General features: G+C 65.1%; 17 protein-coding genes and 1 pseudogene. 12 read left to right on the top strand and 6 right to left on the bottom strand.

Annotation, left to right across the window (positions count from 1 at the left end; translation table 11 throughout):
- Positions 1-55 precede the first annotated feature (55 nt).
- On the top strand, positions 56-1129 hold the full coding sequence (gene queG, locus LLJ08_RS02940) for a tRNA epoxyqueuosine(34) reductase QueG (RefSeq protein WP_023443669.1): 1074 nt from the start codon (positions 56-58) through the stop codon (positions 1127-1129).
- A gap of 21 nt (positions 1130-1150) precedes the next feature.
- Here the strand turns inward: queG and ftsH are convergent, their stop codons facing one another.
- The 4 genes from ftsH to mpl form a co-directional block, all read right to left on the bottom strand.
- Positions 1151-2998: an ATP-dependent zinc metalloprotease FtsH gene (ftsH, locus tag LLJ08_RS02935; protein ID WP_228208176.1), complete on the bottom strand. Its 1848-nt coding sequence runs from the start codon at positions 2996-2998 to the stop codon at positions 1151-1153.
- A gap of 88 nt (positions 2999-3086) precedes the next feature.
- Positions 3087-3377 carry a YceK/YidQ family lipoprotein gene (locus LLJ08_RS02930; protein ID WP_014819037.1) on the bottom strand — a complete coding sequence of 97 codons (291 nt, stop codon included), beginning with the start codon at positions 3375-3377 and terminating at the stop codon, positions 3087-3089.
- Position 3378: 1 nt separating this feature from the next.
- Positions 3379-4008: a flavin prenyltransferase UbiX gene (gene ubiX / locus LLJ08_RS02925; RefSeq protein ID WP_014819036.1), complete on the bottom strand. Its 630-nt coding sequence runs from the start codon at positions 4006-4008 to the stop codon at positions 3379-3381.
- 171 nt (positions 4009-4179) lie between these two features.
- Positions 4180-5529 (bottom strand): UDP-N-acetylmuramate:L-alanyl-gamma-D-glutamyl-meso-diaminopimelate ligase, encoded by a 1350-nt coding sequence (gene mpl, locus LLJ08_RS02920; protein ID WP_228208175.1) that lies wholly within the window; start codon positions 5527-5529, stop codon positions 4180-4182.
- A gap of 204 nt (positions 5530-5733) precedes the next feature.
- Here mpl and yiaY point away from each other — a divergent pair, with 204 nt between their 5' ends.
- The 5 genes and pseudogenes from yiaY to eutC all read left to right on the top strand — a co-directional run bounded on the left by yiaY (position 5734) and on the right by eutC (position 12481).
- Positions 5734-6882, top strand: a complete 1149-nt coding sequence (yiaY, locus tag LLJ08_RS02915; RefSeq protein WP_228208174.1) for an L-threonine dehydrogenase — start codon at positions 5734-5736, stop codon at positions 6880-6882.
- Between the two features lie 152 nt (positions 6883-7034).
- Positions 7035-8555 carry an acetaldehyde dehydrogenase ExaC gene (exaC, locus tag LLJ08_RS02910; protein ID WP_041015951.1) on the top strand — a complete coding sequence of 507 codons (1521 nt, stop codon included), beginning with the start codon at positions 7035-7037 and terminating at the stop codon, positions 8553-8555.
- 195 nt (positions 8556-8750) lie between these two features.
- Positions 8751-10198 (top strand): annotated as a pseudogene (eat, locus tag LLJ08_RS02905) (ethanolamine permease).
- An 11-nt stretch (positions 10199-10209) separates the two neighbouring features.
- Positions 10210-11601, top strand: a complete 1392-nt coding sequence (locus LLJ08_RS02900; RefSeq protein WP_228208173.1) for an ethanolamine ammonia-lyase subunit EutB — start codon at positions 10210-10212, stop codon at positions 11599-11601.
- A gap of 85 nt (positions 11602-11686) precedes the next feature.
- Positions 11687-12481, top strand: a complete 795-nt coding sequence (gene eutC, locus LLJ08_RS02895; protein WP_228208172.1) for an ethanolamine ammonia-lyase subunit EutC — start codon at positions 11687-11689, stop codon at positions 12479-12481.
- A gap of 6 nt (positions 12482-12487) precedes the next feature.
- Here the strand turns inward: eutC and LLJ08_RS02890 are convergent, their stop codons facing one another.
- A complete protein-coding gene (locus LLJ08_RS02890; RefSeq protein WP_228208171.1) occupies positions 12488-14041 on the bottom strand; it encodes an alkaline phosphatase D family protein in 1554 nt (517 codons plus the stop codon).
- Between the two features lie 148 nt (positions 14042-14189).
- Here LLJ08_RS02890 and LLJ08_RS02885 point away from each other — a divergent pair, with 148 nt between their 5' ends.
- Both LLJ08_RS02885 and ppa read left to right on the top strand, forming a co-directional pair.
- A complete protein-coding gene (locus tag LLJ08_RS02885; RefSeq protein WP_125875658.1) occupies positions 14190-15002 on the top strand; it encodes a M90 family metallopeptidase in 813 nt (270 codons plus the stop codon).
- Positions 15003-15108: 106 nt separating this feature from the next.
- Positions 15109-15636, top strand: coding sequence for an inorganic diphosphatase (ppa, locus tag LLJ08_RS02880; protein WP_014819027.1), 528 nt, complete (start codon positions 15109-15111; stop codon positions 15634-15636).
- A 54-nt stretch (positions 15637-15690) separates the two neighbouring features.
- On the opposite strand, the gene LLJ08_RS02875 is transcribed toward ppa, so the two are convergent.
- On the bottom strand, positions 15691-17175 hold the full coding sequence (locus LLJ08_RS02875) for a sensor domain-containing diguanylate cyclase (RefSeq protein ID WP_228208170.1): 1485 nt from the start codon (positions 17173-17175) through the stop codon (positions 15691-15693).
- A 244-nt stretch (positions 17176-17419) separates the two neighbouring features.
- Here LLJ08_RS02875 and LLJ08_RS02870 point away from each other — a divergent pair, with 244 nt between their 5' ends.
- The 4 genes from LLJ08_RS02870 (at position 17420) to LLJ08_RS02855 (ending at position 23043) form a co-directional block, all read left to right on the top strand.
- Positions 17420-18352, top strand: a complete 933-nt coding sequence (locus LLJ08_RS02870; RefSeq protein ID WP_228208169.1) for an ABC transporter substrate-binding protein — start codon at positions 17420-17422, stop codon at positions 18350-18352.
- Positions 18346-20736 carry a putative bifunctional diguanylate cyclase/phosphodiesterase gene (locus LLJ08_RS02865; protein ID WP_228208168.1) on the top strand — a complete coding sequence of 797 codons (2391 nt, stop codon included), beginning with the start codon at positions 18346-18348 and terminating at the stop codon, positions 20734-20736. The genes LLJ08_RS02870 and LLJ08_RS02865 overlap by 7 nt, the downstream gene beginning before the upstream one ends.
- 89 nt (positions 20737-20825) lie before the next feature.
- A complete protein-coding gene (locus LLJ08_RS02860; RefSeq protein ID WP_041015942.1) occupies positions 20826-21323 on the top strand; it encodes an RNA polymerase sigma factor in 498 nt (165 codons plus the stop codon).
- A 196-nt stretch (positions 21324-21519) separates the two neighbouring features.
- Positions 21520-23043 carry a pyridoxal phosphate-dependent decarboxylase family protein gene (locus LLJ08_RS02855; protein ID WP_228208167.1) on the top strand — a complete coding sequence of 508 codons (1524 nt, stop codon included), beginning with the start codon at positions 21520-21522 and terminating at the stop codon, positions 23041-23043.
- Positions 23044-23046: the final 3 nt, after the last annotated feature.

Here is a 23046-nt window from a genome sequence, read left to right as displayed (position 1 = left end):
TCGCGGCGGAATGTCTGGCAGAATTATACGCACCCGCCTGTCATGCCGCTCTCCAATGTCCAGCCTCTCTCTCGACCCCGCCGCCCTCGCCCAATCCATCAAGGAATGGGGGCGTGAGCTCGGCTTCCAGCAGGTGGGGATCACCGATGTCGACCTCGGCGAGCACGAAGCGCATCTGGAGGCCTGGCTGGCAGCCGGTTATCAGGGCGAGATGGACTACATGGCCGCCCACGGCAGCAAGCGTTCGCGGCCGGACGAACTGGTGCCGGGCACGCTCAGGGTGATCTCGCTGCGCATGGACTACCTGCCCGGCGACACGCGCATGACGCAGCAGCTCGCAAGTCCCGAGAAGGCCTATGTGTCACGCTATGCGCTGGGCCGCGATTACCACAAGCTGATCCGCAAACGCATCCAGCAGCTCGCCGAGCGCATTCAGCAGATGGTCGGCCCGTTCGGCTTTCGCGCCTTCGTCGACAGCGCGCCGGTGCTGGAGAAGGCCGCCGGGCAGCAGGCCGGTCTCGGCTGGATCGGCAAGAACACCCTGCTGCTCAACCGCAAGGCGGGCAGTTGGTTCTTTCTCGGCGAACTGTTCGTCGATATCGCGCTGCCGGTCGACGAACCGACGACTCGCGATCACTGCGGCAGCTGCCACGCCTGCCTGGACGTCTGCCCCACCGATGCCTTCGTCGGCGAACGGCTACTCGATGCGCGACGCTGCATTTCCTATCTCACCATCGAGCTGAAAGGCGCGATCCCCGTCGAGCTGCGCGACAAGATCGGCAACCGCGTATTCGGATGCGACGATTGCCAGATCGTCTGCCCGTGGAACCGATTCGCCCGCCCCACCGAGCAGAGCGACTTTCAACCACGCCATAGCCTGGACAACGCCGAGCTGGCGACCCTGTTCCGCTGGACGGAAGAGGAGTTTCTCAGCCGCACCGAGGGTTCGCCGCTACGCCGCGCCGGTTACCAGCGCTGGCTGCGCAACCTGGCGGTCGGTCTGGGCAACGCGCCGTCAAGCATCCCGGTGCTGGAAGCGCTCCAGGCGCGCCGCGACGACCCCTCGGAGCTGGTACGCGAGCATGTCGAGTGGGCGCTGGCGCAACATGCCCAGCGCCAGCCCGACTGACTCGCCAGCCCTGAGGCCGCATCAGGCCTGAGGGGATGTCTGCGCCGGATCACTGGTCGGAGCAGCACTGAGCTCACGCAACTGCTCGGCATCCAGAGTCTCCTGCTGTAGCAAACGCCGCGCACAGCGCTCGAGCAATTCATGTCGTTCTTCAAGCAACCCCAGGCTGCGCTGGAATGCAGACTGCACCAGCTCCTGCACTTCCTCATCGATAGCGGTTGCCGTGCTCTCCGCATAGTCATGCTGCGGCTTGAGGCCGAGCATCGCCTCGTTGCCAAGGAACGAGTTCGGCTCACGCTCCAGCGCCAGGTGGCCGAGACGCTTGGACATGCCGTAGCGCGTCACCATGGCGCGGGCGATATCGGTGACCTTGGCCAGATCGTCCGCCGCACCGGTGGACAGATGCGCATACACCAGCCACTCCGCCGCACGCCCGCCGAGCAATACCGCCATCTTGTTTTCCAGCTCGTCGCGGGTCATCAGGAAGCGATCCTCGATGGGGCGCTGGATGGTGTAGCCCAGCGCGCCCATGCCACGCGGGATGATCGACACCTTGTGCACCGGATCGACGCCTGGCAGCGCCATGGCCACTAGCGCATGGCCCATCTCGTGATAGGCGACGATCTCCCGCTCGCGCGGGTTGAGCAGGCGGTTGCGCTTTTCCAGCCCGGCGATGATGCGTTCGATGGCTGCGGTGAAGTCTTCCATGGCCACCGCTTCGGCATTGCGCCGGGTCGCCAGCAGCGTCGCCTCATTGACCAGATTGGCCAGATCGGCACCGGTAAAGCCCGGCGTCAGCGCGGCGATGGCCTGCGGATCGACATCGGTGCCCAGTCGCGATTTCTTCAGGTGCACATTGAGAATCTGAACCCGCCCGACCTTGTCCGGTCGATCGACGAGCACCTGACGGTCGAAACGGCCGGCACGCAGCAGCGCCGGGTCGAGGATTTCCGGTCGGTTGGTGGCGGCCAGCAGGACCAGCCCGCTGGAGGTATCGAAACCGTCCATTTCCACCAGCAGCTGGTTGAGCGTCTGCTCCTTCTCGTCATGCCCGCCGGACAATGGTCCGGCGCCGCGGGCGCGGCCGAGGGCGTCCAGTTCGTCGATAAAGATGATCGCTGGCGCCTGGGCCCGCGCCTGTTCGAAGAGATCGCGCACCCGCGCGGCACCGACGCCGACGAACATCTCGACGAACTCGGAACCGGAAATGGAGAAGAACGGCACCTTCGCCTCGCCAGCGACGGCGCGCGCCAGCAACGTTTTGCCGGTGCCGGGTGGACCGACCAGCAGCACGCCCTTGGGCATGCGTCCGCCTAGGCGGCCATAGGTTTGCGGATCGCGGAGAAACTCGATGATTTCCTTGAGCTCGTCCTTGGCCTCGTCGACGCCGGCGACATCGGCGAAGCTCACCTTCATGTCGGTCTCGACATAGACACGCGCCTTGCTCTTGCCGATCTGCATCATGCCGCCGCCACCCAGGCCGCTGCCGATGCGCTTTAGCAGGAACAGCCAGATGCCGAAGAAGAGTATGGCCGGCACGATCCACGACAGCAGGTCACGCACCAGCGTGCTTTCCACTTTGCCGGTGTAGCGCACCGGGTACTGCTGCAGATGCTCGGCCAGCTGGGGCTCGACGCGGTTGCTGATGAAACGTCGCTGACCGCTGGCCAAGGGCTCCTTCAGCAAGCCCTCGATGCGCCGCTCGGTGACCGCCAGCTCTTCGACGCGGCCCTCCTTGAGGTGCTGCTCGAACTCGCTGTAAGGGATGGTCGCCACCTCCTGCTGGATCGACAGCAGGTACTGCAGGCCGAGGAACACCAGAATGGCGATCATCCAGTAATTCATGTGGAACTGAGTTCGGTCTTTCACACCTGTTCTCCTTGTGCCGCAGACGGGGAAATTATGCCTGCTGCACGGGAGGCCAGCCTGAACCCAGATCAGTAATAAGGCGCGCCGCTCAAAGACCGCCGCGCACGCCGAGGCCGACACCCAGCTCCGCCGCCACGGCGAAGGGCAACAGCAGCGTATCCACCAGGGCGCTGGCGGGCAGATCCAGCGCGGGATATTTCGGCGGCATGGCACCGAAACGATCCATCGGGCAGCAACCGCCGTTGAGGCTGTACCAGTCCAGGCGTGTGCCGGAATAGATGATCGGTGCGCCGGGCTTGGCGGCATCCAGCGTGCGCACGCTGGCACAGCCCCCGAGCTGGCTCAGCGTCGCCAGAAGTAGCAGCGCTCGGCCGATCATCTCAGTCGTCACTGACGATATGGTGCTCGCCCCAGCGCGGCAGCATGTCCTGCGGGATATTGAGCAGATTGAGGATGCGCGCTACGACGAAATCGACCAGGTCGTCGATGGTCTGCGGCTGGTGATAGAAGCCCGGCGAGGCCGGCAGGATGGTCACCCCGAGGTTGGATAGCTTGAGCATGTTCTCAAGGTGAATGCTCGAATAAGGGGCCTCACGCGGTACCAGGATCAACTGGCGACGTTCCTTGAGCGCGACGTCGGCGGCACGCTCGATCAGGTTGTTGCAGGCGCCGGCGGCAATCGCCGAGAGCGTGCCGGTCGAGCATGGCACCACCACCATGGCGGTCGGTGCGCCGGAGCCGGAGGCCGGTGGCGCCATCCAGTCCTCCTTGGCGAACACGCGGATCTGCCCGGCGGCGGCACCGGTGTATTCCGAGAGGAACGCCTGCATGGCCTGCGGCTTGGCCGGCAGCACCACGTCGGTCTCGGTGGCCATCACCAGCTGCGCGGCCTTGGAGATCAGGAAGTGCACCTCGCGGTCCTCCTGGATCAGGCAATCGAGCAGACGCAGGCCGTACTGCGCGCCGGATGCGCCGGTCATGGCCAAGGTGATGCGTTCCGGTCCGTTCATACATTTGTTCCCTTGTAGCCACTTGGTCGTGTTCGGGCGGGCTGAAGCGGAACGCCGCCCGGCCCACCCTACTTGCTGATGCGATCCGCGTGGAAATGCCTTCGGCGATTTCCACCCTACCCACGGTCATCGTTGGGTGGAAAACCGCGAAGCGTTTTCCACCTTGAGCAATCAGCTCAACGCCTCAGCCAATTTGCCGTGCAACCCACCGAAACCGCCATTGCTCATCACCACCACCTGGGTGCCCGGCACGGCGTCAGCTTTGACCTTGGCGATGATCGCCTTCAGCGAATCGCACACGGTGGTCGGCACCGGCGAGCCGGCGACGATTGCGGCCAGATCCCAGCCAAGATTGGCGGGTGCGTACCAGATCGCCTGGTTGGCCAGCGCCACGGATTCAGCCAGGCCCTCGCGATGCGCGCCGAGCTTCATGGAGTTGGAACGCGGTTCGACCACCGCGATGATCGGCGTATCACCGACGCGCTTGCGCAGGCCGTCGAGGGTGGTGGCGATGGCGGTCGGGTGGTGCGCGAAGTCGTCATAGATGGTCACGCCGTTGACCTCAGCGACCTTTTCCATGCGTCGCTTGACGCTCAGGAACTCGCTCAGCGCCTCGGCGCCCTGCTTCGGCAGCACACCCACATGCCGCGCCGCGGCGAGCGTCGCCAACGCGTTGTTGACGTTGTGCTGGCCGGTCAGTTCCCATTCCACTACGCCCTGTACGACGCCCTCGAAGATCACCTCGAAGCGCGAACCGTCGGCGCTGAGCAGCTTCGCCTGCCACTGGCCGCCGTCACCGGTGGTCTGCACAGGGGTCCAGCAGCCCATGCCGATGACGCGCTTGAGCGCACCTTCCGACTCGGGATGGATGATCAGTCCCTCGCCCGGCACCGTGCGTACCAGATGATGAAACTGCCGCTCGATAGCGGCGAGATCCGGAAAGATGTCCGCGTGATCGAATTCCAGGTTGTTGAGGATCGCGGTGCGCGGGCGGTAGTGGACGAACTTGCTGCGCTTGTCGAAGAAAGCACTGTCGTATTCGTCGGCCTCGACCACGAAGAACGGAGTACCACCGAGCCGTGCGGAGATACCGAAGTTCTGCGGCACGCCACCGATGAGAAAGCCCGGGCTCATGCCGGCATGTTCCAGAACCCAGGCCAACATGCTACTGGTGGTGGTCTTGCCATGGGTTCCGGCCGCCGCCAGCACCCAGCGCCCCTGCAGCACGTGGTCGGCCAGCCACTGCGGGCCGGAGACATAGGGCAGGCCCTTGTTCAGCACGTATTCCACCGCCGGGTTGCCGCGACTGAGGGCATTGCCGATCACCACCAGATCCGGCGCCGGCTCGAGCTGGCTCGGCTCGTAGCCCTGGGTCAGCTCGATGCCCTGGGCTTCGAGCTGGGTGCTCATCGGTGGATAGACGTTGGCGTCGGAGCCGGTGACGCGATGCCCGAGTTCCTTGGCCAGCACCGCGAGCGAACCCATGAAGGTGCCGCAGATGCCGAGAATGTGGATATGCATGGATGCCCTCAAAAGCGGTGAGACCCACTGAAAAACTGCGGCGCAGGTTAGCACAGCAGGTCCCGCCAGCCGACCAGGCGCCGTTAGTCGGACGTAGAGCCGAAACACGACCGACTAGTCACCTTCTTGAGCCAGATCATTTCGCCCTCAGGTCCAGATGCGATGCTGCGAAAACCTCATTCCAGACAATCACAGGCATTCACCATGAGCAGCACCTTCTTCATACCCGCAGTGAACATGATGGGCGCCGGAAGCCTTGATGAAGCGATGGTCGCCATCGCCAACTACGGCTTTCGCAAAGCGCTGATCGTCACCGATGTCGGACTGGCACGAGCAGGCGTCGCCGAAAAGGTCGCCGCGCTGCTGGCTGCCGCGGATATCCAATCGGTCGTATTCGACGGCGCACAACCGAACCCAACCGTCGGCAACGTCGAGAAGGGCCTGGCCCAGCTGCGCGACAGCGCCTGCGATTTCATCATTTCCCTCGGTGGCGGCTCGCCTCATGACTGCGCCAAGGGCATCGCCCTGTGCGCCACCAACGGCGGGAATATCGCCGACTACGAAGGCGTCGACCGCTCGGCCAAACCACAACTGCCGCTGGTGGCGATCAACACCACCGCCGGCACCGCCAGCGAGATGACTCGTTTCTGCATCATCACCGACGAAGCCCGCCACGTGAAAATGGCCATCGTCGACCGCAATGTCACGCCGCTGCTGTCGGTGAACGACCCGGCATTGATGGTCGCCATGCCCAAGAGGCTGACCGCCGCGACCGGCATGGACGCCCTCACCCACGCGATTGAAGCCTATGTCTCGACCGCCGCCACGCCGATCACCGATGCCTGCGCGCTCAAGGCCATCGAACTGATCTCGGCAAACCTGCGTACCGCCGTCGAGAACGGCAGCGACATGCCCGCCCGCGAAGCCATGGCCTACGCACAGTTCCTCGCCGGGATGGCGTTCAACAACGCCTCGCTGGGCTACGTCCACGCCATGGCTCACCAGCTCGGCGGCTTCTACGATCTGCCGCACGGCGTCTGCAACGCCGTACTGCTGCCTCACGTGGAGAGCTACAACGCCAGCGTCTGCCCCGAACGCCTGCGCGACGTTGCAACCGCGATGGGCGTGGAGACCCGCGGACTTGACGCCGCGCAGGGTGCCGAAGCCGCACTCGTGGCAATCCGTACCCTGTCGCAGGCAATCGGCATTCCGGGCGGCCTGGCCGAGCTTGGCGCCAAGGCCGATGACATCCCGACGCTGGCCGCCAACGCCATGAACGATGCCTGCGGCCTGACCAACCCGCGCCGCGCCACGCAAGAGGAAATCGAAGCGATCTTCCATAGCGCCCTCTGAGCCCCTGGGCCGGGGCTTCCGCCCCGGCCCGACCGCGCGGCAGCGCTCGCTCTGCCGCCACGAAAAGCGCCCCTGGCCACCGCGACAGTATTCAAGTCGTGATCTACGCTTTATGCAGCGAATCTCCATCCAAGAACAAACCGGAGCCCCCCATGATCTACGCCCCTCCCGGCACCGACGGTGCCCTCGTTACCCTCAAGGCCCGCTACGGCAACTTCATCAATGGCGAGTTCGTCGAACCCGTCAACGGGCAGTATTTCACCAACCTGTCTCCGGTTAACGGACAGCCGATTGCCGAGTTTCCGCGCTCCGACGCCGCCGACATCGAGAAGGCGCTGGACGCCGCCCATGCCGCTGCCGATGCCTGGGGCAAGACCAGCGTGCAGGCGCGCTCGCTGATCCTGTTGCAGATCGCCGACCGTATCGAGCAGAACCTGGAGATGCTCGCCGTCACCGAAACCTGGGACAACGGCAAGGCCGTGCGGGAAACGCTGAACGCCGATATCCCGCTGGCGGCTGACCACTTCCGTTACTTCGCCGGCTGCATCCGCGCCCAGGAGGGCACCGCAGCCGAGATCGACGAGCACACCGCGGCCTATCACTTCCATGAGCCGCTGGGCGTGGTCGGGCAGATCATCCCGTGGAACTTCCCGATCCTGATGGCCGCCTGGAAACTCGCCCCGGCACTGGCGGCAGGCAACTGCGTGGTGCTGAAACCGGCCGAGCAGACCCCTCTAGGCATCGCAGTGCTGATGGAAGTCATCGGCGACTTGCTGCCCCCGGGCGTGCTCAACGTCGTGCAGGGCTACGGTCGTGAAGCCGGCGAGGCCCTGGCCTCGAGCAAGCGCATCGCCAAGATCGCTTTCACCGGCTCCACCCCGGTGGGCTCGCACATCATGAAGCGTGCCGCCGAGAGCATCATCCCGAGCACCGTAGAGCTGGGCGGCAAGAGCCCGAACATCTACTTCGAAGACATCATGCAGGCCGAACCGACCTTCATCGAGAAGGCCGCCGAAGGCCTGGTGCTGGGCTTCTTCAACCAGGGCGAGGTGTGCACCTGCCCGTCGCGCGCGCTGGTGCAGGAATCCATCTACGCCCCCTTCATGGAAGCGGTGATGAAGAAGGTCGCGCAGATCAAGCGCGGCGACCCGCTGGACACCGAGACCATGGTCGGCGCCCAGGCCAGCCAGCAGCAGTTCGACAAGATCATGTCCTACCTGGAGATCGCCAAGGGCGAAGGCGCGGAGGTGCTCACCGGCGGCGCAGCGGAGAAGCTCGAAGGCTCTCTCGCCACCGGCTATTACATCCAGCCGACCCTGCTCAAGGGCACCAACCAGATGCGTGTGTTCCAGGAGGAGATCTTCGGCCCGGTGATCGGCGTCACCACCTTCAAGGACGAGGCCGAAGCCCTGGCCATCGCCAACGACACCGAGTACGGCCTCGGCGCTGGCGTATGGACCCGCGACATCAACCGCGCCTACCGCATGGGCCGGGCGATCAAGGCGGGCCGTGTCTGGACCAACTGCTACCACCTCTATCCGGCGCATGCCGCGTTCGGTGGCTACAAGAAGTCCGGCGTCGGTCGCGAAACCCACAAGATGATCCTCGACAGCTACCAGCAGACCAAGAACCTGCTGATCAGCTACGACATCAACCCGCTGGGCTTCTTCTGATAGATCGGCGCGGGCGGCATACCCGTCCGCGCCTTGAACAAGATACCTGCCGGGCTCCGCCGTGGTGCTGCGGAGCACGCAAAAGGTGCGTTCCTGTCAAACTTGGCTGACAAAACACCGTAAATATCGCTTTCCGGCGTGGGGCATGACGCTTGCTAGGGAGAGACCTGCCAACCTATCCAAGAGGATTTCCCCATGGCCCTCGAACACAGCCGTTCAACGCCACCGCACCATGCAATCGATTTCGAAACCGTTGGCAGTAGCTATTTCCAGGAACGCGAACTGAAGAAAGGCGCCGCCGGCTGGGTGCTGCTGGTCGGTCTCGGCGTCGCCTACGTGATCTCCGGCGACTATGCCGGCTGGAACTTCGGGCTCGCCCAGGGCGGTTGGGGTGGCTTGTTCATCGCCACGTTGCTGATGGCGACCATGTACCTGTGCATGTGCTTCTCGCTGGCCGAGCTGTCATCGATGGTCCCCACGGCTGGTGGCGGCTACGGCTTCGCCCGCACCGCGTTCGGCCCACTGGGTGGCTTTCTCACCGGCACGGCGATCCTCATCGAATACGCCATCGCGCCGGCAGCCATCGCTGTATTCATCGGCGCCTATTGCGAATCGCTGTTCGGCATCGGCGGCTGGATGATCTATCTCGCCTTCTACATCATCTTCATCGGCATCCATATCTTCGGCGTCGGCGAGGCGCTGAAGCTGATGTTCATCATCACCGCCGTCGCCGCCCTGGCGCTGGCCGTGTTCATCGTGGCGATGGTGCCGCACTTCTCGGTGGACAAGCTGCTCGATATCGCACCGACCACCGCTGCCGGTGCCAGCAACTTCTTGCCCTATGGCTACGTCGGCATCTGGGCGGCGATTCCCTATGCCATCTGGTTCTTTCTCGCCGTGGAAGGCGTACCGCTGGCCGCCGAGGAAACCAAGAATCCGCAGCGCGACATGCCGCGTGGATTGATCGGCGCCATGCTGATTCTGGTCGCCTTTGCTGGCCTGATCTTGCTGGTCGGCCCGGGCGGCGCCGGCTCCAGCACGCTGGTGGCGTCCGGCAATCCGCTGGTGGAAGCGCTGACCACCGCCTACGGCTCGTCCACCTGGATGAGCGGCTTCGTCAATCTGGTCGGCCTGGCCGGGCTGATCGCCAGTTTCTTCTCGATCATCTATGCCTACTCGCGGCAGATCTTCGCCCTGTCGCGGGCCGGCTACCTGCCGCGCAAGCTGTCGCTGACCAACAAGAACAAGGCGCCGGTGCTGGCCCTGGTGATCCCCGGCGTGATCGGCTTCCTGCTGTCGCTGACCGGCCAGGGCGACCTGCTGATCCTCGTCGCGGTGTTCGGCGCGACCATCTCCTACGTCTTGATGATGGCCTCGCACATCGTCCTGCGCCTGCGCCGGCCAGACCTGCATCGCCCGTACAAGACACCGGCGGCATCGTCACCTCGGGCGTGGCGCTGGTGCTGGCCTGCATAGCGGTCATCGCGGGTTTCCTAGTCGATCCGCGGGTGGTGATCGGCGCCGCGATCATCTACGGGATCTTCATCGCCTATTTCGCGATCTACAGTCGACACCATCTGGTGGCCGGCACGCCGGAAGAGGAATTTGCGGCGATTGAGCAGGCCGAGGCGACACTGAAGTAGGGAGAGCAGCCATGACGTACTCGCACAGTGTGGGCGGCACCACCTGGCGCTTCGACGACCTGCGCGAGGTGATGGCCAAGGCCAGCCCGGCGCGCTCCGGCGACCTGCTCGCCGGGGTCGCGGCGGGCAGCGACGCCGAGCGAGTGGCGGCGCAGATGTGCCTGGCCGCAGTGCCGCTCAAGCGCTTTCTCGAAGAAGCACTGATCCCGTACGAAAGCGATGAAGTTACCCGGCTGATCATCGACAGCCATGACGCTGCGGCGTTCGCCCCGGTCAGCCACCTGACCGTCGGCGATTTCCGCAACTGGCTGCTCGGCGAGGAGGCGGACGAGTCGTCGCTGAAAGCGCTGGCACCAGGGCTGACGCCGGAGATGGTCGCTGCGGTGTCGAAGATCATGCGTGTGCAGGATCTGATCCTCGTCGCGCAAAAGGTGCGCGTCGTCACCCGCTTTCGCAACAGCATCGGTCTGGCCGGACGCATGTCCACCCGGCTGCAGCCGAACCATCCCACCGACGACGGCGCCGGCATCGCCGCGAGCATTCTCGACGGCCTGCTCTACGGCAACGGCGACGCGGTGATCGGCATCAACCCGGCCACCGACAGCACCGCCGGCATCTGCGAGCTGCTGAAGATGCTCGATGCGGTGATCAGTCGCTACGAGATCCCGACCCAGGCCTGCATCCTCACCCACGTCACCACTTCCATCGAGGCGATCAACCGCGGCGCGCCGCTGGACCTGGTGTTCCAGTCCATCGCCGGCACCGAGGCGGCCAATGCCAGCTTCGGCATCAGCCTGGCGACGCTGCAGGAAGGCTACGAGGCCGGCCTGTCGCAGAAGCGCGGCACGCTGGGCGACAACCTCATGTATTTCGAGACCGGCCAGGGCAGCGCGCTGTCGGCCAACGCCCACCACGGCGTCGATCAGCAGACCTGCGAAGCCCGCGCCTACGCCGTCGCGCGCCGCTACAAGCCGCTGCTGGTGAACACCGTGGTCGGCTTTATCGGCCCGGAATACCTCTACAACGGCAAGCAGATCATCCGCGCCGGGCTGGAGGACCACTTCTGCGGCAAGCTGCTCGGCGTGCCGATGGGTTGCGACATTTGCTACACCAACCACGCCGAAGCCGACCAGGACGACATGGATATGCTGCTGACCCTGCTCGGCACAGCGGGCATCAACTTCATCATGGGCATCCCGGGCTCGGACGATGTGATGCTCAACTACCAGACCACCTCCTTCCACGACGCGCTCTACGTGCGCCAGGTGCTGGGCCTCAGGCCCGCGCCGGAATTCGAGGAGTGGCTGGCGAAGATGCAGATCCTCCGACAGGACGGCAACCGCCTGCAGCTCGGCCGCGAGCTGCCCGAAGCCTTCCGCCGGGCGCTGGAGAACATGGCATGAAGCGGCTCTTGCTACCTCGGCCATGCTCAGGTGGAAAACGCTGCGCGCTTCTTCACGCGTCTGACCGTCACGCTCCGAGGTAGCCATGCCCGATCGAACCCCCGCGATAAAGAATCCCTGGCAGCACCTGCGCCAGCTGACCCCGGCACGCATCGCCCTTGGCCGGGCTGGTGTCAGCCTGCCCACCGACGCGCAGCTGGATTTCCAGTTCGCCCACGCCCAGGCGCGCGATGCCGTGCATCTGCCGCTTGACTGCGCAGCGCTGGCCGCCGAACTGGAAAAGCATGACCTCAGCCATCTGCATCTGCGCAGCGCCGCCACCGACCGGCAGATCTACCTGCAGCGCCCGGACCTCGGTCGGCGCCTCGACGAAGTCAGCGCCGCAACGCTCGATGAGCATGCGGGCGACGGTTGCGATCTGGCGCTGGTGATCGCCGACGGCCTCTCGGCACTGGCGGTGCAGCGCCACGCCGCACCGATGGCCTTGAAGATCGCCGAGCAGTGTCAGGCCGAAGGCTGGGCGCTCGGGCCGATCACCCTGGTCGAACAGGGCCGCGTCGCGATTGCCGACGAAATCGGCCAGCGGCTGAAGGCGCGCATGGTGGTCATTCTGCTCGGCGAACGCCCAGGGCTCAGTTCGCCGGACAGCCTGGGCCTGTACTTCACCTGGGCGCCGCAGGTCGGCCGGCACGATGCGCAACGCAACTGCATTTCCAACATTCGCCCCGAGGGTCTGAGCTACAACCTCGCCGCGCACCGCCTGCTCTATCTGATGCGCGAAGCCAGCCGCCGGCAGCTCTCTGGCGTACAGCTCAAGGACGAGGCAGAAGTCCCGGCGCTGGAAGGTGAATCCCGCGCCGGCAACTTCCTGCTCGGCTGAGCCGGCTCAGGCCGGCTGCCAGGGCTCAAGCGTCTGGCTGTAGACCACCGTGCCGTCGATGTCGCGCAGACTCACGCCCAGCGCACCGCTCTGCGCGTCGATCTCCACCTCGCCGAAAAACTGGAAGCCGGCCCGCGGCGAGCTGTTCGCAGTCGCCGGAGCCTTCTGGAACACCACCTCCGGACCAAAGGTACCGTCCAGCGGATTCGGTCCAAAGCTGCCGGCGTTCAGTGGCCCGGCGACAAACTCCCAGAACGGTTCGAAACGCTGATAGGCAGCGCGATTGGGATGATAGTGGTGCGCCGCGCAGTAGTGCACATCCGCGGTCAGCCAGACGGTGTTGCGCACTCGTGCACGCTGGATGAAGGTCAGCAGGTCGGCGATTTCCAGCTCCCGGCCCAACGCCTCACCGTCGTTGCCATTGGCGATTGCCTCCCAGCGCGGACCGTCCGGTACGTGCAGGCCGATGGGCATGTCGGCGGCGATGACCTTCCAGGTTGCGCGCGAGGCTCGCAGCTCTCGCTTGAGCCATCGCAGCTGCTCGCGGCCGAGAAACGCCGTGTCGGTGCCCTGCTCCGCTTGCAGGTTGTGGGTGTTCGGCCCGCGGTAGCTGCGCATGTCCAGCACGAACACATCCAGCAGCGGCCCGTAGCTGACTTTGCGATAGATGCGGCCGAGCTTGTCGCCGCGGGCCAGGCGCATCGGTGCGTATTCCAGATACGCCTGGCGTGCGCGCTGCACCAGCGTATCGATGTCGCGCACCTGCTGATAGCGGTCATCCAGCTCCTTGCTCGGCGACCAGTTGTTGGTCACCTCGTGGTCATCCCACTGCCAGATCTGCGGCACCTCGGCGTTGAAGGCGCGCAGGTTCTCGTCCAGCAGGTTGTAGCGGTAGTTGCCGCGAAACTCGCGCAGCGTCTCGGCGACCTTGCTCTTCTCTTCGGTGACCAGGTTGCGCCAGACACTGCCGTCCTCGGCGGTCACTTCGGCGGGGATCGGCCCGTCGGCATAGATCACGTCGCCGCTGTGCAGAAAGAAGTCCGGTCGGCGCATGCGCATGCTTTCGTAGATACGCATGCCGCCGAAGTCCGGGTTGATGCCGTAGCCCTGGCCGCAGGTATCGCCACCCCAGACGAAACGGATATTGCGCGGGCGAGTTGGTGCGCTGCGCAGATGGCCGAACCAGGGCTCGCTGAGCACGCCGCTGCGAGCATCCTCGAAGCGCGCGCGGTAGAAGATCGACTGATCTGCCGGCAGCCCACGCAGATCGACGCGGGCCGTGAAGTCCTGACCGGCATCGGTGATCGAAGACAGCATGCGCCGCGGATTGCCGAAGCGGCTGCGCGTATCCCACTCGACGACCAATCGCCCGGGCCTGTCGCAGCGGCTCCAGATCAGCGCGCGGCCGTCCGTGACGTCGCCGGACTGCACGCCGTCGAGCATCTGCGGACGCTCGCGCGGCGCGGCGATGATGGCGGGTGCAATGCCCAGAGCCGGCAGGGCGATGCCGGCGCCGATGCCCTGCAGCAGTTGGCGGCGTTTCTGATCCGGTGCGGTCATCTCGGGGTCTCCTTGCGAGTGAGTGGTTCTCCTGATGTAGCCGCCCCGCTTGACAGTCCCGTGACGCACCGACCGACGGTACTTCACTGCTTGTCGCATCCCGCAGCCACGCTTAATGTGGGCGCCCACTTCGCTGGAGCCTCCGCCCATGTGGTCCTTCCGCGCCTGGCAGCGCAAACGCATCCTTGCCCGCAACCCGGTCGCGCCTGAGCTGTGGCAGCAGGTGCTCGACAGCCTGCCGATACTCGATGGCCTGAGCGGGGACGAGTTGAGCCGTCTGCGTGAGCGCGCCGTGCTGTTTCTGCACGATAAGCGCCTGACGCCGCTGGCAGGGGTCGAACTACAAGCCGAGGATCGCCTGCGCCTGGCGCTGCAGGCGCAATTGCCGCTGCTGCACCTGGCCGATCTCGGCTGGTATCGCGGCTTTCACGAGATCGTGATCTACCCCGACGACTTCCTCAGCCCGCAGAAGCACCGCGACGCCGCCGGCGTCGAGCATGAATGGGACGCCGAGCACAGCGGCGAAGCCTGGTTGCAGGGCCCGGTGATCCTGGCCTGGCCTGGCGTACAGCAGAGTGGCGGCTGGGAGGCCTACAACCTGGTGATCCACGAGCTGGCGCACAAGCTGGACATGCTCAACGGCGACGCCAACGGCCTGCCGCCGCTGCACCGGCAGATGCGCATCGACGCCTGGGCCAGCGCCATGCAGCGCGCCTACGACCAGCTCGACCGCATGCTCGACGCCGACCCGGATGCCGAGACACCGATCGACCCCTACGCCGCCGAGAACCCGGCAGAGTTCTTTGCCGTGACCAGCGAGTATTTCTTCAGCGCGCCCGACGTGCTGCATCGGGCCTTTCCCGAGGTCTACGCGCAGCTGGCGGACTTCTATCGGCAGGACCCGCTGGCGCGCTTGCAACGCCTGCAGGCCGAACATCCCGATTACCGGGAACCTGCGTAGGCCGGGCGCGTCGAAGCCGGCGTGCATTGCACGCGACATTGCGCCTATAATCGCGCCCACTTTTTCCGCCCCCAGGCCGCGCTGGCCGATCAGGAGCCCATCGTTCATGAGCTACAGCAAAGTCCCGGCTGGCAAAGACCTGCCGAACGACATCTACGTCGCCATCGAGATCCCGGCCAACCACGCGCCGATCAAGTACGAAATCGATCACGACACCGACTGCCTGTTCGTCGACCGCTTCATGGCCACCCCGATGTTCTACCCGGCCAACTACGGTTTCATTCCGCACACCCTGGCCGATGACGGCGACCCCCTCGACGTGCTGGTCGTGACCCCCTATCCGGTTGCCCCGGGTTCGGTCATCCGCTGCCGTCCGGTCGGCGTACTGAACATGACCGACGAAGCCGGCGGCGACGCCAAGCTGATCGCCGTTCCGCACGACAAGCTGACCCAGCTGTACGTGGACGTGAAGGAATACACCGATCTGCCGCCGCTGCTGATCGAGCAGATCAAGCACTTCTTCGAGAACTACAAGGATCTCGAGAAGGGCAAGTGGGTCAAGGTCGAAGGCTGGGAAGGCGCCGACGCCGCCCGCGCCGCCATCATCAAAGCTGCCGAGGCTTACCAGAAGTAAGTCGAAGCACTGAAGAAAAGCCGGCCACAAGCCGGCTTTTTTATTGCCCGCGATTTAGCCTTCCGCTTCGTCCTCCGGGCGGCCGACGCGAACCTGGTTTCGACCTCCGTGCTTGGCGTCATAGAGCGCCTTGTCCGCCCACGCGATCAACTGATCGATCTCATGCTGCCCGGCCTGCGTCTGGGCCACGCCGATGCTAACCGTGATCTCGATGTTGCCCGCTGCGGTCGTCAATTGCGCCTGCTCAATGGCCATGCGGATCTTCTCGGCCACACTGCGTGCGCCGTCGGGATCTGTATGCGGCAGTGCAATTGCAAACTCCTCTCCACCGAGACGGCCGAACAGATCGTGCGCGCGCAGCATGCTGGCGCATGTCGCAGTGAACTGCTTGAGTACCGCGTCGCCGATCGGATGGCCGTGCACATCGTTGACGCGTTTGAAGTGGTCGATGTCGAGCATCAGCAGGCTGAGGCTTTCATCGTGGCGGCGAGCCCGGGCAAGCTCGGCCTCCAGGCCGGTCAGGAACGATCGACGGCTGCTCACCCCCGTCAGCACATCGGTATTGGCCAGCTGCGCCAGTTGATCGTGAGCCTGACGCAGCTTTTCCGTGCTCTGGAAATAGCGGTTGCTCAGGACAAATATCAGCAGCGCGACCGCCGCCAGCAGCAGCGAGATGATACCAGCCGAGGCAATCAGCAGCTCCCGGCGCTCATCGAACGCAGCCATGAAATCCTTCGGTGACAACAGCACAACGACCACGACCCCATCATCGGCGAGCCGCCGGTAGGCACCCAGGCGATACTCACCATCGATCGCGCTCACCCCTTCGTAATAACCGCGCTCAGGGGCATTCGGATCGAAATAGGGCTTGTCTTCCGGCACCTTGAAACGCCCGTAACGGCCGACGACGGGCGCTCCCGCGGCAATGGCACGCAAGCTGCGATCAGTGCCAACCAGCGCGATGCTGCCATTGGGGCCCACGTTTATCTGCTGGTAGTAGTCAGCGAAGAAGCTGGTGGGAATGGAGAGCACCAGAACGCCGGCGAACTCACCGTCTTGGTGAATGGGGCGAGTGAACTGGATGGTCCACTGTTTCGACACCCTGCCCAGCACCGGCTTGCTGATGAACAGGCGGTCTTCCCCGGGGTGGTCGCGGTGTACGCGGAAATGCTCGCGATCACTCAGATCCACAGGCTTGATATTCGCGTCGAGGTTGGAAAAAACCAGTCGGCCGTCCTTGTCGATCACTGCCAGTTGCGTGAGGAAATTGCCATAGACAGCCAGCTCCTCGTCCACATAACCGGCGAAGTCGGCGTGCTCCAGCACGTCTTCGCGCATATCCAGGAGCACGGTATCCATCAGCCTTATCACGCTGTGCACATGCGCCTCGAAGGCGGTGGCCAGGTTCATCGCGTCGTTGCGCGCGGCGTCCGTGGCGAGGACGCGCTCGTGCTTTATCTCATTGAGAACGAAGACCCACATTGGCACCAGCGTCAGGGTCAATATGAGTGCCGCCAGTAGTCCTGCCTTGCGTTTCAAGCTTCCGCTCCGTCGCGTCCTACGCGAAGTTCTTGTTCTGGAAGCTACCAGACGCGCGCTTGCGTCCGCCGGACACGTTGTCGCAGCTCAGCTGCCACGTCCGGCAGCAGGCACTGCGGACCCAGGTCATCGCGTCACGGCGAGGTCTCTACTGCACTCGGTGGGAATACCCACTGCTTTAGCAGGGATTCCCGTGACCGTACGGTTTCGCTATGGTGGCATTCAGGTATCACGGAGTGATCGCATGGTCCGGGGCTCAATCCTATTGCTGATGTTCATCGCCTTGCTCGGCTGCCAGCCCGACCCGGACTCCGTCCGGGTCGGCAGTAACCGCTGGCTCGGCTATGCACCGTTCTATCTGGCGGACGAGCTGCAATGGACGGCCCCGAGCGGTGTTCGCCTGGTCGAATACCCGACCACCACCGGTGTGCTGCGCGGCTTTCGCAATGGCATGCTGGATGCCGCCATGCTGACCCTGGACGAAACGCTGCTGCTGCAGGCCAGCGCCGATCTGAATCTGGAGATCATTCTGGTCACCAATGTCTCCGCCGGCGCGGACGTCCTGTTCGCCCGCGCCCCGATAGCCACGGTCGACGATCTGCGCGGCCGGCGAATCGGCGTGGAGAACACCGCGCTCGGAGCCTATTTCCTCTCCCGCGTGCTGGATCAGGCGCAGCTGGATATCGCAGACCTGCAAGTGGTCAGCCTGCCGGTGCATGAGCAGGTCGAGGCGTATGCCGCCGGACGCGTTGACGCGGTCATCACCTTCGCCTCGGAAGGGCCGGCGCTGGAGGCCAGCGGCGCGCGCCGCATCTTCGACAGCCGCCAACTGCCGGGTGAGATCGTCGACGTTCTGGTCGTTGATCGCCAGCGGGTCAATCCTGAGCAGCGCAAGCGCCTCAGAGCGCTCTGGTTCGACGCCTTGCGCGCCTGGCAGGATCAGCGCGCCAAGACCGACCCGCACCTGCTTGCACGCCTGGGCCTGACGCCCGCTGCGCTGCAGGTCACGCTGGATGGTTTGCTCATGGGCGATCGCGCGGTCAATCGCGAATGGCTCCGTGACGGCCAGCTACACCGCAGCATCGCACGCCTGAACCAGTACATGGGCGAGCGACAACTGCTGAACAACGTCCGGCATGAGGGGCTGGTCCCCCGCTGCGAGGTGCTCGAATGCTGACAAGATTGTCGCTGCGAAAATCGCTGCCCCTGCTGCTGGGCATCTTCGGCCTGATGTTCACGGTGCTCCTGACCACCTGGCACCTGCCGACGCGCATCGAGGAAACGCTCACCGACTGGCGCGACCACACCGCGCAGCACCTAGCCCTGCTGCAGAGCAGCCTGAGCGACCATCGCCGGCTGGGGCGCAACGCCGAACTGGAGACGGAGCTGGCCGACCTGGCGAGCCTGGAGGGGGTGCGCTGGGCGATGGTGATCGGCCCTGACCTGCAGATAATCGCCACCACCCGGCTGGGCCTGACCGCCGAGCGACTCGAGCTGATCGACGCCGCCGCGCTCAAGGCCCGTGTCGACAGCGGTCGCCCCGCCTGGGCCGGCGAAGGCGCGCGACAGCTGGCGATCTACCCGCTGGACCATGTCGCACAGAATGGCACGCCGGTGCGCGAAGCGCTGCTGGCCGAATACGACTTCACGCCGATGCTCGCGCAGACCAAACGTGACGCCTGGTTCTATCTGGCCCAGACCCTGACGTTATTGCTGCTGCTCGGCCTGATCCTCAACCGCATCTACGGACGCCTGCTGACGCGCCGCCTGGCGCGCATCGACCAGGCCGCACGGCAGTTCGCCATCGACCAGCGGCCGCAGACCCTGGCGGTGGCCGGCCGCGACGAGATCGGCCGGCTCGCCGCCACCCTCAGTCGCATGATGAACCAGCTGCACGAGCGGCAGCTGGCCCTCAGCGAAAGCGAACAGCTGCTGCGCGACCTGGTCGACACGGCGCCGATCGGCATGCTGGTGGTCGACCGCGAGCTGCGCGTGCTGCAGGCCAACCCGGCGGCTGCCGCCCTGTTCGGCTGTACCCCGGGGGAGCTCATCGGCAACCTGCCGGGCGACCGCCTGGCAGAGAGCGATGCCACCGCGCGCCTGCGCAGCACGCCGGCGAACACCGCGCTGGAGCTGACCGGCCGCCGAAATGGCCAGGACATTCCGCTGGAAATCAGCTGCACGCCCTTCCAGCGCTACGGCGTGCGCCATTTCCTGGTCCTGCTGCGCGATATCAGCGACCGACTGCGCGCCGAACAACGGCTGCGCTTTCTCGCCCACTTCGATCCGCTGACCCAGCTGGCCAACCGCAACTACCTGATGCAGCGCCTCGACCAGCTGTTGGCAGCTCGCCTGCCGTTGAGCCTGCTCTACCTCGACCTGGATCACTTCAAGCGCATCAACGACAGCCTCGGCCACGAAATAGGGGACAAGTTGCTGATACAGATCGGCGATCGCCTCGGCCAGCTGATGCCGGAAAAATCCCTGCTTTCGCGCACAGGCGGCGACGAGTTCATGCTGTTGCTCGACAGCAGCGATGCCCGGCGTGCGGAACAGCTGGCGAAAAGCATCATCGAGCGTTTCGAGCTGCCGGTGCGCATCGGTCAGTACGAGTGCTTCGTCAGCCCGAGTATCGGCATCGCGGTCAGCGACGGCCGGCACAGCGCTACCGAGCTGCTCAAGCGCGTCGACCTGGCGCTGTACGCGGCCAAGGATGCCGGACGCAATCGCACCGTCATCTACAACGAAGCACTCAGCGACGCGGCCGCCAGCCGCCGTGAACTGGAGCAGGCACTGCGGCGCGCGCTGGATCACGAAGAGTTCGTGCTGCACTACCAGCCGCAGGTCAACGCCCAGGGTGAGCCGGAAGTCATGGAGGCCCTGCTGCGCTGGGCTTCGCCGGACCGCGGCCTGGTGCCGCCCGGGGAGTTCATTCCGGTGCTGGAAGAGAGCGGCATGATCATCGAGGCGACCCGCTGGGTGTTTCGCGAGGCCTGCCGCCAGGCTTGTCGCTGGCACGCCATGGGGCATGCGCTGCGCATCGCGGTCAACCTGTCGCCACTGGACTTCCGCCAGGCGGATCTGGCCGGCAGCCTGCTGGCGATTCTCAAGGAAGAAGGCGCATCGGCGAGCATGCTGGAACTGGAGGTCACCGAGAGTGCGCTGCTCGAAGCCGATGAGCATGTCCAGCAGACCCTCGGCCGCCTGAAGGCCGCCGGGCTGCCGCTGCTGCTCGACGACTTCGGCACCGGCTACGCCTCGCTGACCTACCTGCAGCGCTTCCGCTTCGATGGCATCAAGATCGACCGCGAGTTCGTCAGCGGGCTGCCGGATAGCGAACAGTCGGTCGCGCTGGTGCGCGGCATCCTCACCATGGCCAGCCACCTCGGCCTGCACGTGGTCGCCGAAGGCGTGGAGAACGAGCGTCAGGCGGCGTTCCTGCGCCTCAACGGCTGCCCCAGCTTGCAGGGATTCCACTACGCACGGCCGCAGCCGGCAGCGCAGTGCCGCCTGCAGCAGAACGGTCGACCGATCAACCTGCAGCTGCCGCTGGACGGATAAGCACCGACCGGCGTGCCAGCATTAAGCCTGCAATTGCGAACAGTTCGCATCTGGGATAGTTTCGTTGCCCCTCTCGGTGGCACGCTCCCATGCGCGACAACAACAAGATTTCCGATTCCTGCCTGCAGTGTTACGTCCATCATCGCCAGCAACTGGTCGCCCACCTCACGCGCCTCGGCGGCTGTCGCGCGCTGGCCGAGGACCTGGCGCAGGATGCCTGGCTGAAGCTCGCCCAGGTCATGCCCGAGCAGCGTCTCGACAATCCCAAGGCCTATCTCTTTCGCATCGCCACCAATCTGCTGCGCGACGCCATGCGCCATCGCGCCTTGCTCGGTGCATCAGACGAAGCTCCGCTCGAACTCATCGAAGCCGTGCAGGCCGATCCTTGCGGGCTGGTTGAAAACCACTGCGCGCTGCAGTGCGTGCTGCGCCAGCTCGATGACCTGCCGCCGCGTTGCCGCGAGGTGTTCGAACTGGCCCGGCTGGAAGGTCTCAGCCAGGCCGAGATAGCCGGACGCCTTGGCATCTCGGTGAATACCGTGATCGCCCAGCTGGCCAAGGCGCGCCAGCGACTGGAGCGGCCGTAACTTTTTTCTTCGACGCCGTAATGGTTTTTCCGCGCTGATTCGTCTTGCCTGTGCCCTTGCGCAATTGAGAGTTATTCTCGATTAACCGGCATCCTCGCAGATGCTTTCGTGCGGTCCAGCCGCCAGACGAGAAACCACCGAAGCCGCGAAAACGGCCCGCTCCGGGTCGCGGCCGCGCTCGGCCCGAGGAATGTGCATGACCCCGTCCAGTACCGTAGTGCCCTTCGCCCCCGGCCCCGTCAGCAACGGGCTGTTCACCCGCAGCAATCACGATGACTACCGCCAGCTCATGCAGCAGGGGCTGAACCTGGTGCAGCAGTGTCTGCAGCGCCAGCAGCAGCCGTTCAGCGGCATCCTTCCGCAGGAACTGGCCGCCGATTTCGAGCGCGTCGATCTTGAGCGTCCGCTGGGCGACGCCGGCGCCGCGCTGCGCGAGCTGGATCAGCTCTACCTGCGCGACGCGGTGTACTTCCACCACCCGCGCTACGTCGCCCACCTCAACTGCCCGGTGGTGCTGCCGGCGCTGCTCGCCGAAGTGCTGGTGTCATCGCTCAATTCTTCGCTGGACACTTGGGACCAGAGCGCCGGCGGCACGCTGATCGAACAGCGCCTGATCGATTGGACCTGTGCGCGTATCGGCCTCGGCGGCCAGGCCGACGGCGTGTTCACCAGCGGTGGCACCCAGTCCAACCTGATGGGCCTGCTGCTTGCCCGCGAGCATGTCTGCAATCGATTGCCGGGCCACGGCGGCAACCTGCGTCATGGCCTACCGGCCGGGGCCGCCGGGCTACGCATATTCGCCTCCCGCGCCAGCCACTTCAGCGTGCAGAAATCCGCCGCGCTGCTGGGCCTGGGCTACGACGCCGTGCGCAGCATCGAAACCGACAGTGCCCAGTGCATGAGCGTGCCGGCGTTGGCCCAGGCCCTGGCCGACTGTCAGCGCCTGGGCGAGCTACCCATGGCCGTGGTCGCCACCGCCGGCACCACCGACTTCGGCAGCATCGATCCGTTGCCGGAAATCGCCGCGCTGTGCCAGCACTATGGCGTCTGGCTACACGTCGACGCGGCCTATGGCGGCGGTCTGCTGGTCGCACCGCGCTACCGCGGCTGGCTGGCCGGTATCGAGCACGCCGACTCGGTCACCGTCGACTATCACAAGTCGTTCTTCCAGCCGGTCAGCTGCAGCGGTTTCTTCGTTCGCCAGCGTCAGCACCTGAGCTACATCACCCACCATGCCGACTACCTCAACCCGCGCAGCCAGACCCGCGAGGGCACGCCGAACCTGGTCAACAAGAGCATCCAGACCACCCGCCGCTTCGACGCACTGAAGCTCTGGCTGACCCTGCGCGTCCTCGGCGCCGAGCATATCGGGGCAATGTTCGAGGAGGTCATCGACCGCGCCGCCGACACCCATCGCCTGCTCGCCGACGACCCGGCCTTTGAGGTCTTCGCCCCGCGCCTGAGCACGCTGGTGTTCCGCTTCGTCGCGCCAGGCGTGGCGGACGAGCGCCTGGACGAGATCAACCGCGAGATCCGCAAGGCGATCTTCCGCTCCGGCGCGGCGGTCATTGCCGCCACAGTGGTCGAGGGCCGGCAGTACCTCAAGTTCACCCTGCTCAACCCGGAAACCACGCTGGACGACCTGCGCACCATCGTCGAGCTGATTCGCGGCCACGGCACTCGCCTGCTCGACGGCCTACCCACCGCCGCCAACCAGTAAGGA

The organism is Stutzerimonas chloritidismutans, from assembly GCF_020783375.1.
Classification (GTDB): domain Bacteria; phylum Pseudomonadota; class Gammaproteobacteria; order Pseudomonadales; family Pseudomonadaceae; genus Stutzerimonas; species Stutzerimonas kunmingensis.
This window is presented reverse-complemented; position numbering and strand designations above follow the sequence as displayed.

Coding starts and splice junctions, on each gene's coding strand:
- LLJ08_RS02855 (WP_228208167.1), top strand. CDS start 21,520: ATGACCCCGTCCAGTACCGTAGTGCCCTTCGCCCCCGGCCCCGTCAGC.
- yiaY (WP_228208174.1), top strand. CDS start 5,734: ATGAGCAGCACCTTCTTCATACCCGCAGTGAACATGATGGGCGCCGGA.
- ubiX (WP_014819036.1), bottom strand. CDS start 4,008: ATGAACGGACCGGAACGCATCACCTTGGCCATGACCGGCGCATCCGGC.
- eutC (WP_228208172.1), top strand. CDS start 11,687: ATGCCCGATCGAACCCCCGCGATAAAGAATCCCTGGCAGCACCTGCGC.
- LLJ08_RS02860 (WP_041015942.1), top strand. CDS start 20,826: ATGCGCGACAACAACAAGATTTCCGATTCCTGCCTGCAGTGTTACGTC.
- LLJ08_RS02885 (WP_125875658.1), top strand. CDS start 14,190: ATGTGGTCCTTCCGCGCCTGGCAGCGCAAACGCATCCTTGCCCGCAAC.
- LLJ08_RS02930 (WP_014819037.1), bottom strand. CDS start 3,377: ATGATCGGCCGAGCGCTGCTACTTCTGGCGACGCTGAGCCAGCTCGGG.
- exaC (WP_041015951.1), top strand. CDS start 7,035: ATGATCTACGCCCCTCCCGGCACCGACGGTGCCCTCGTTACCCTCAAG.
- queG (WP_023443669.1), top strand. CDS start 56: ATGTCCAGCCTCTCTCTCGACCCCGCCGCCCTCGCCCAATCCATCAAG.
- LLJ08_RS02870 (WP_228208169.1), top strand. CDS start 17,420: ATGGTCCGGGGCTCAATCCTATTGCTGATGTTCATCGCCTTGCTCGGC.
- LLJ08_RS02865 (WP_228208168.1), top strand. CDS start 18,346: ATGCTGACAAGATTGTCGCTGCGAAAATCGCTGCCCCTGCTGCTGGGC.
- mpl (WP_228208175.1), bottom strand. CDS start 5,529: ATGCATATCCACATTCTCGGCATCTGCGGCACCTTCATGGGTTCGCTC.
- ppa (WP_014819027.1), top strand. CDS start 15,109: ATGAGCTACAGCAAAGTCCCGGCTGGCAAAGACCTGCCGAACGACATC.
- LLJ08_RS02900 (WP_228208173.1), top strand. CDS start 10,210: ATGACGTACTCGCACAGTGTGGGCGGCACCACCTGGCGCTTCGACGAC.
- LLJ08_RS02890 (WP_228208171.1), bottom strand. CDS start 14,041: ATGACCGCACCGGATCAGAAACGCCGCCAACTGCTGCAGGGCATCGGC.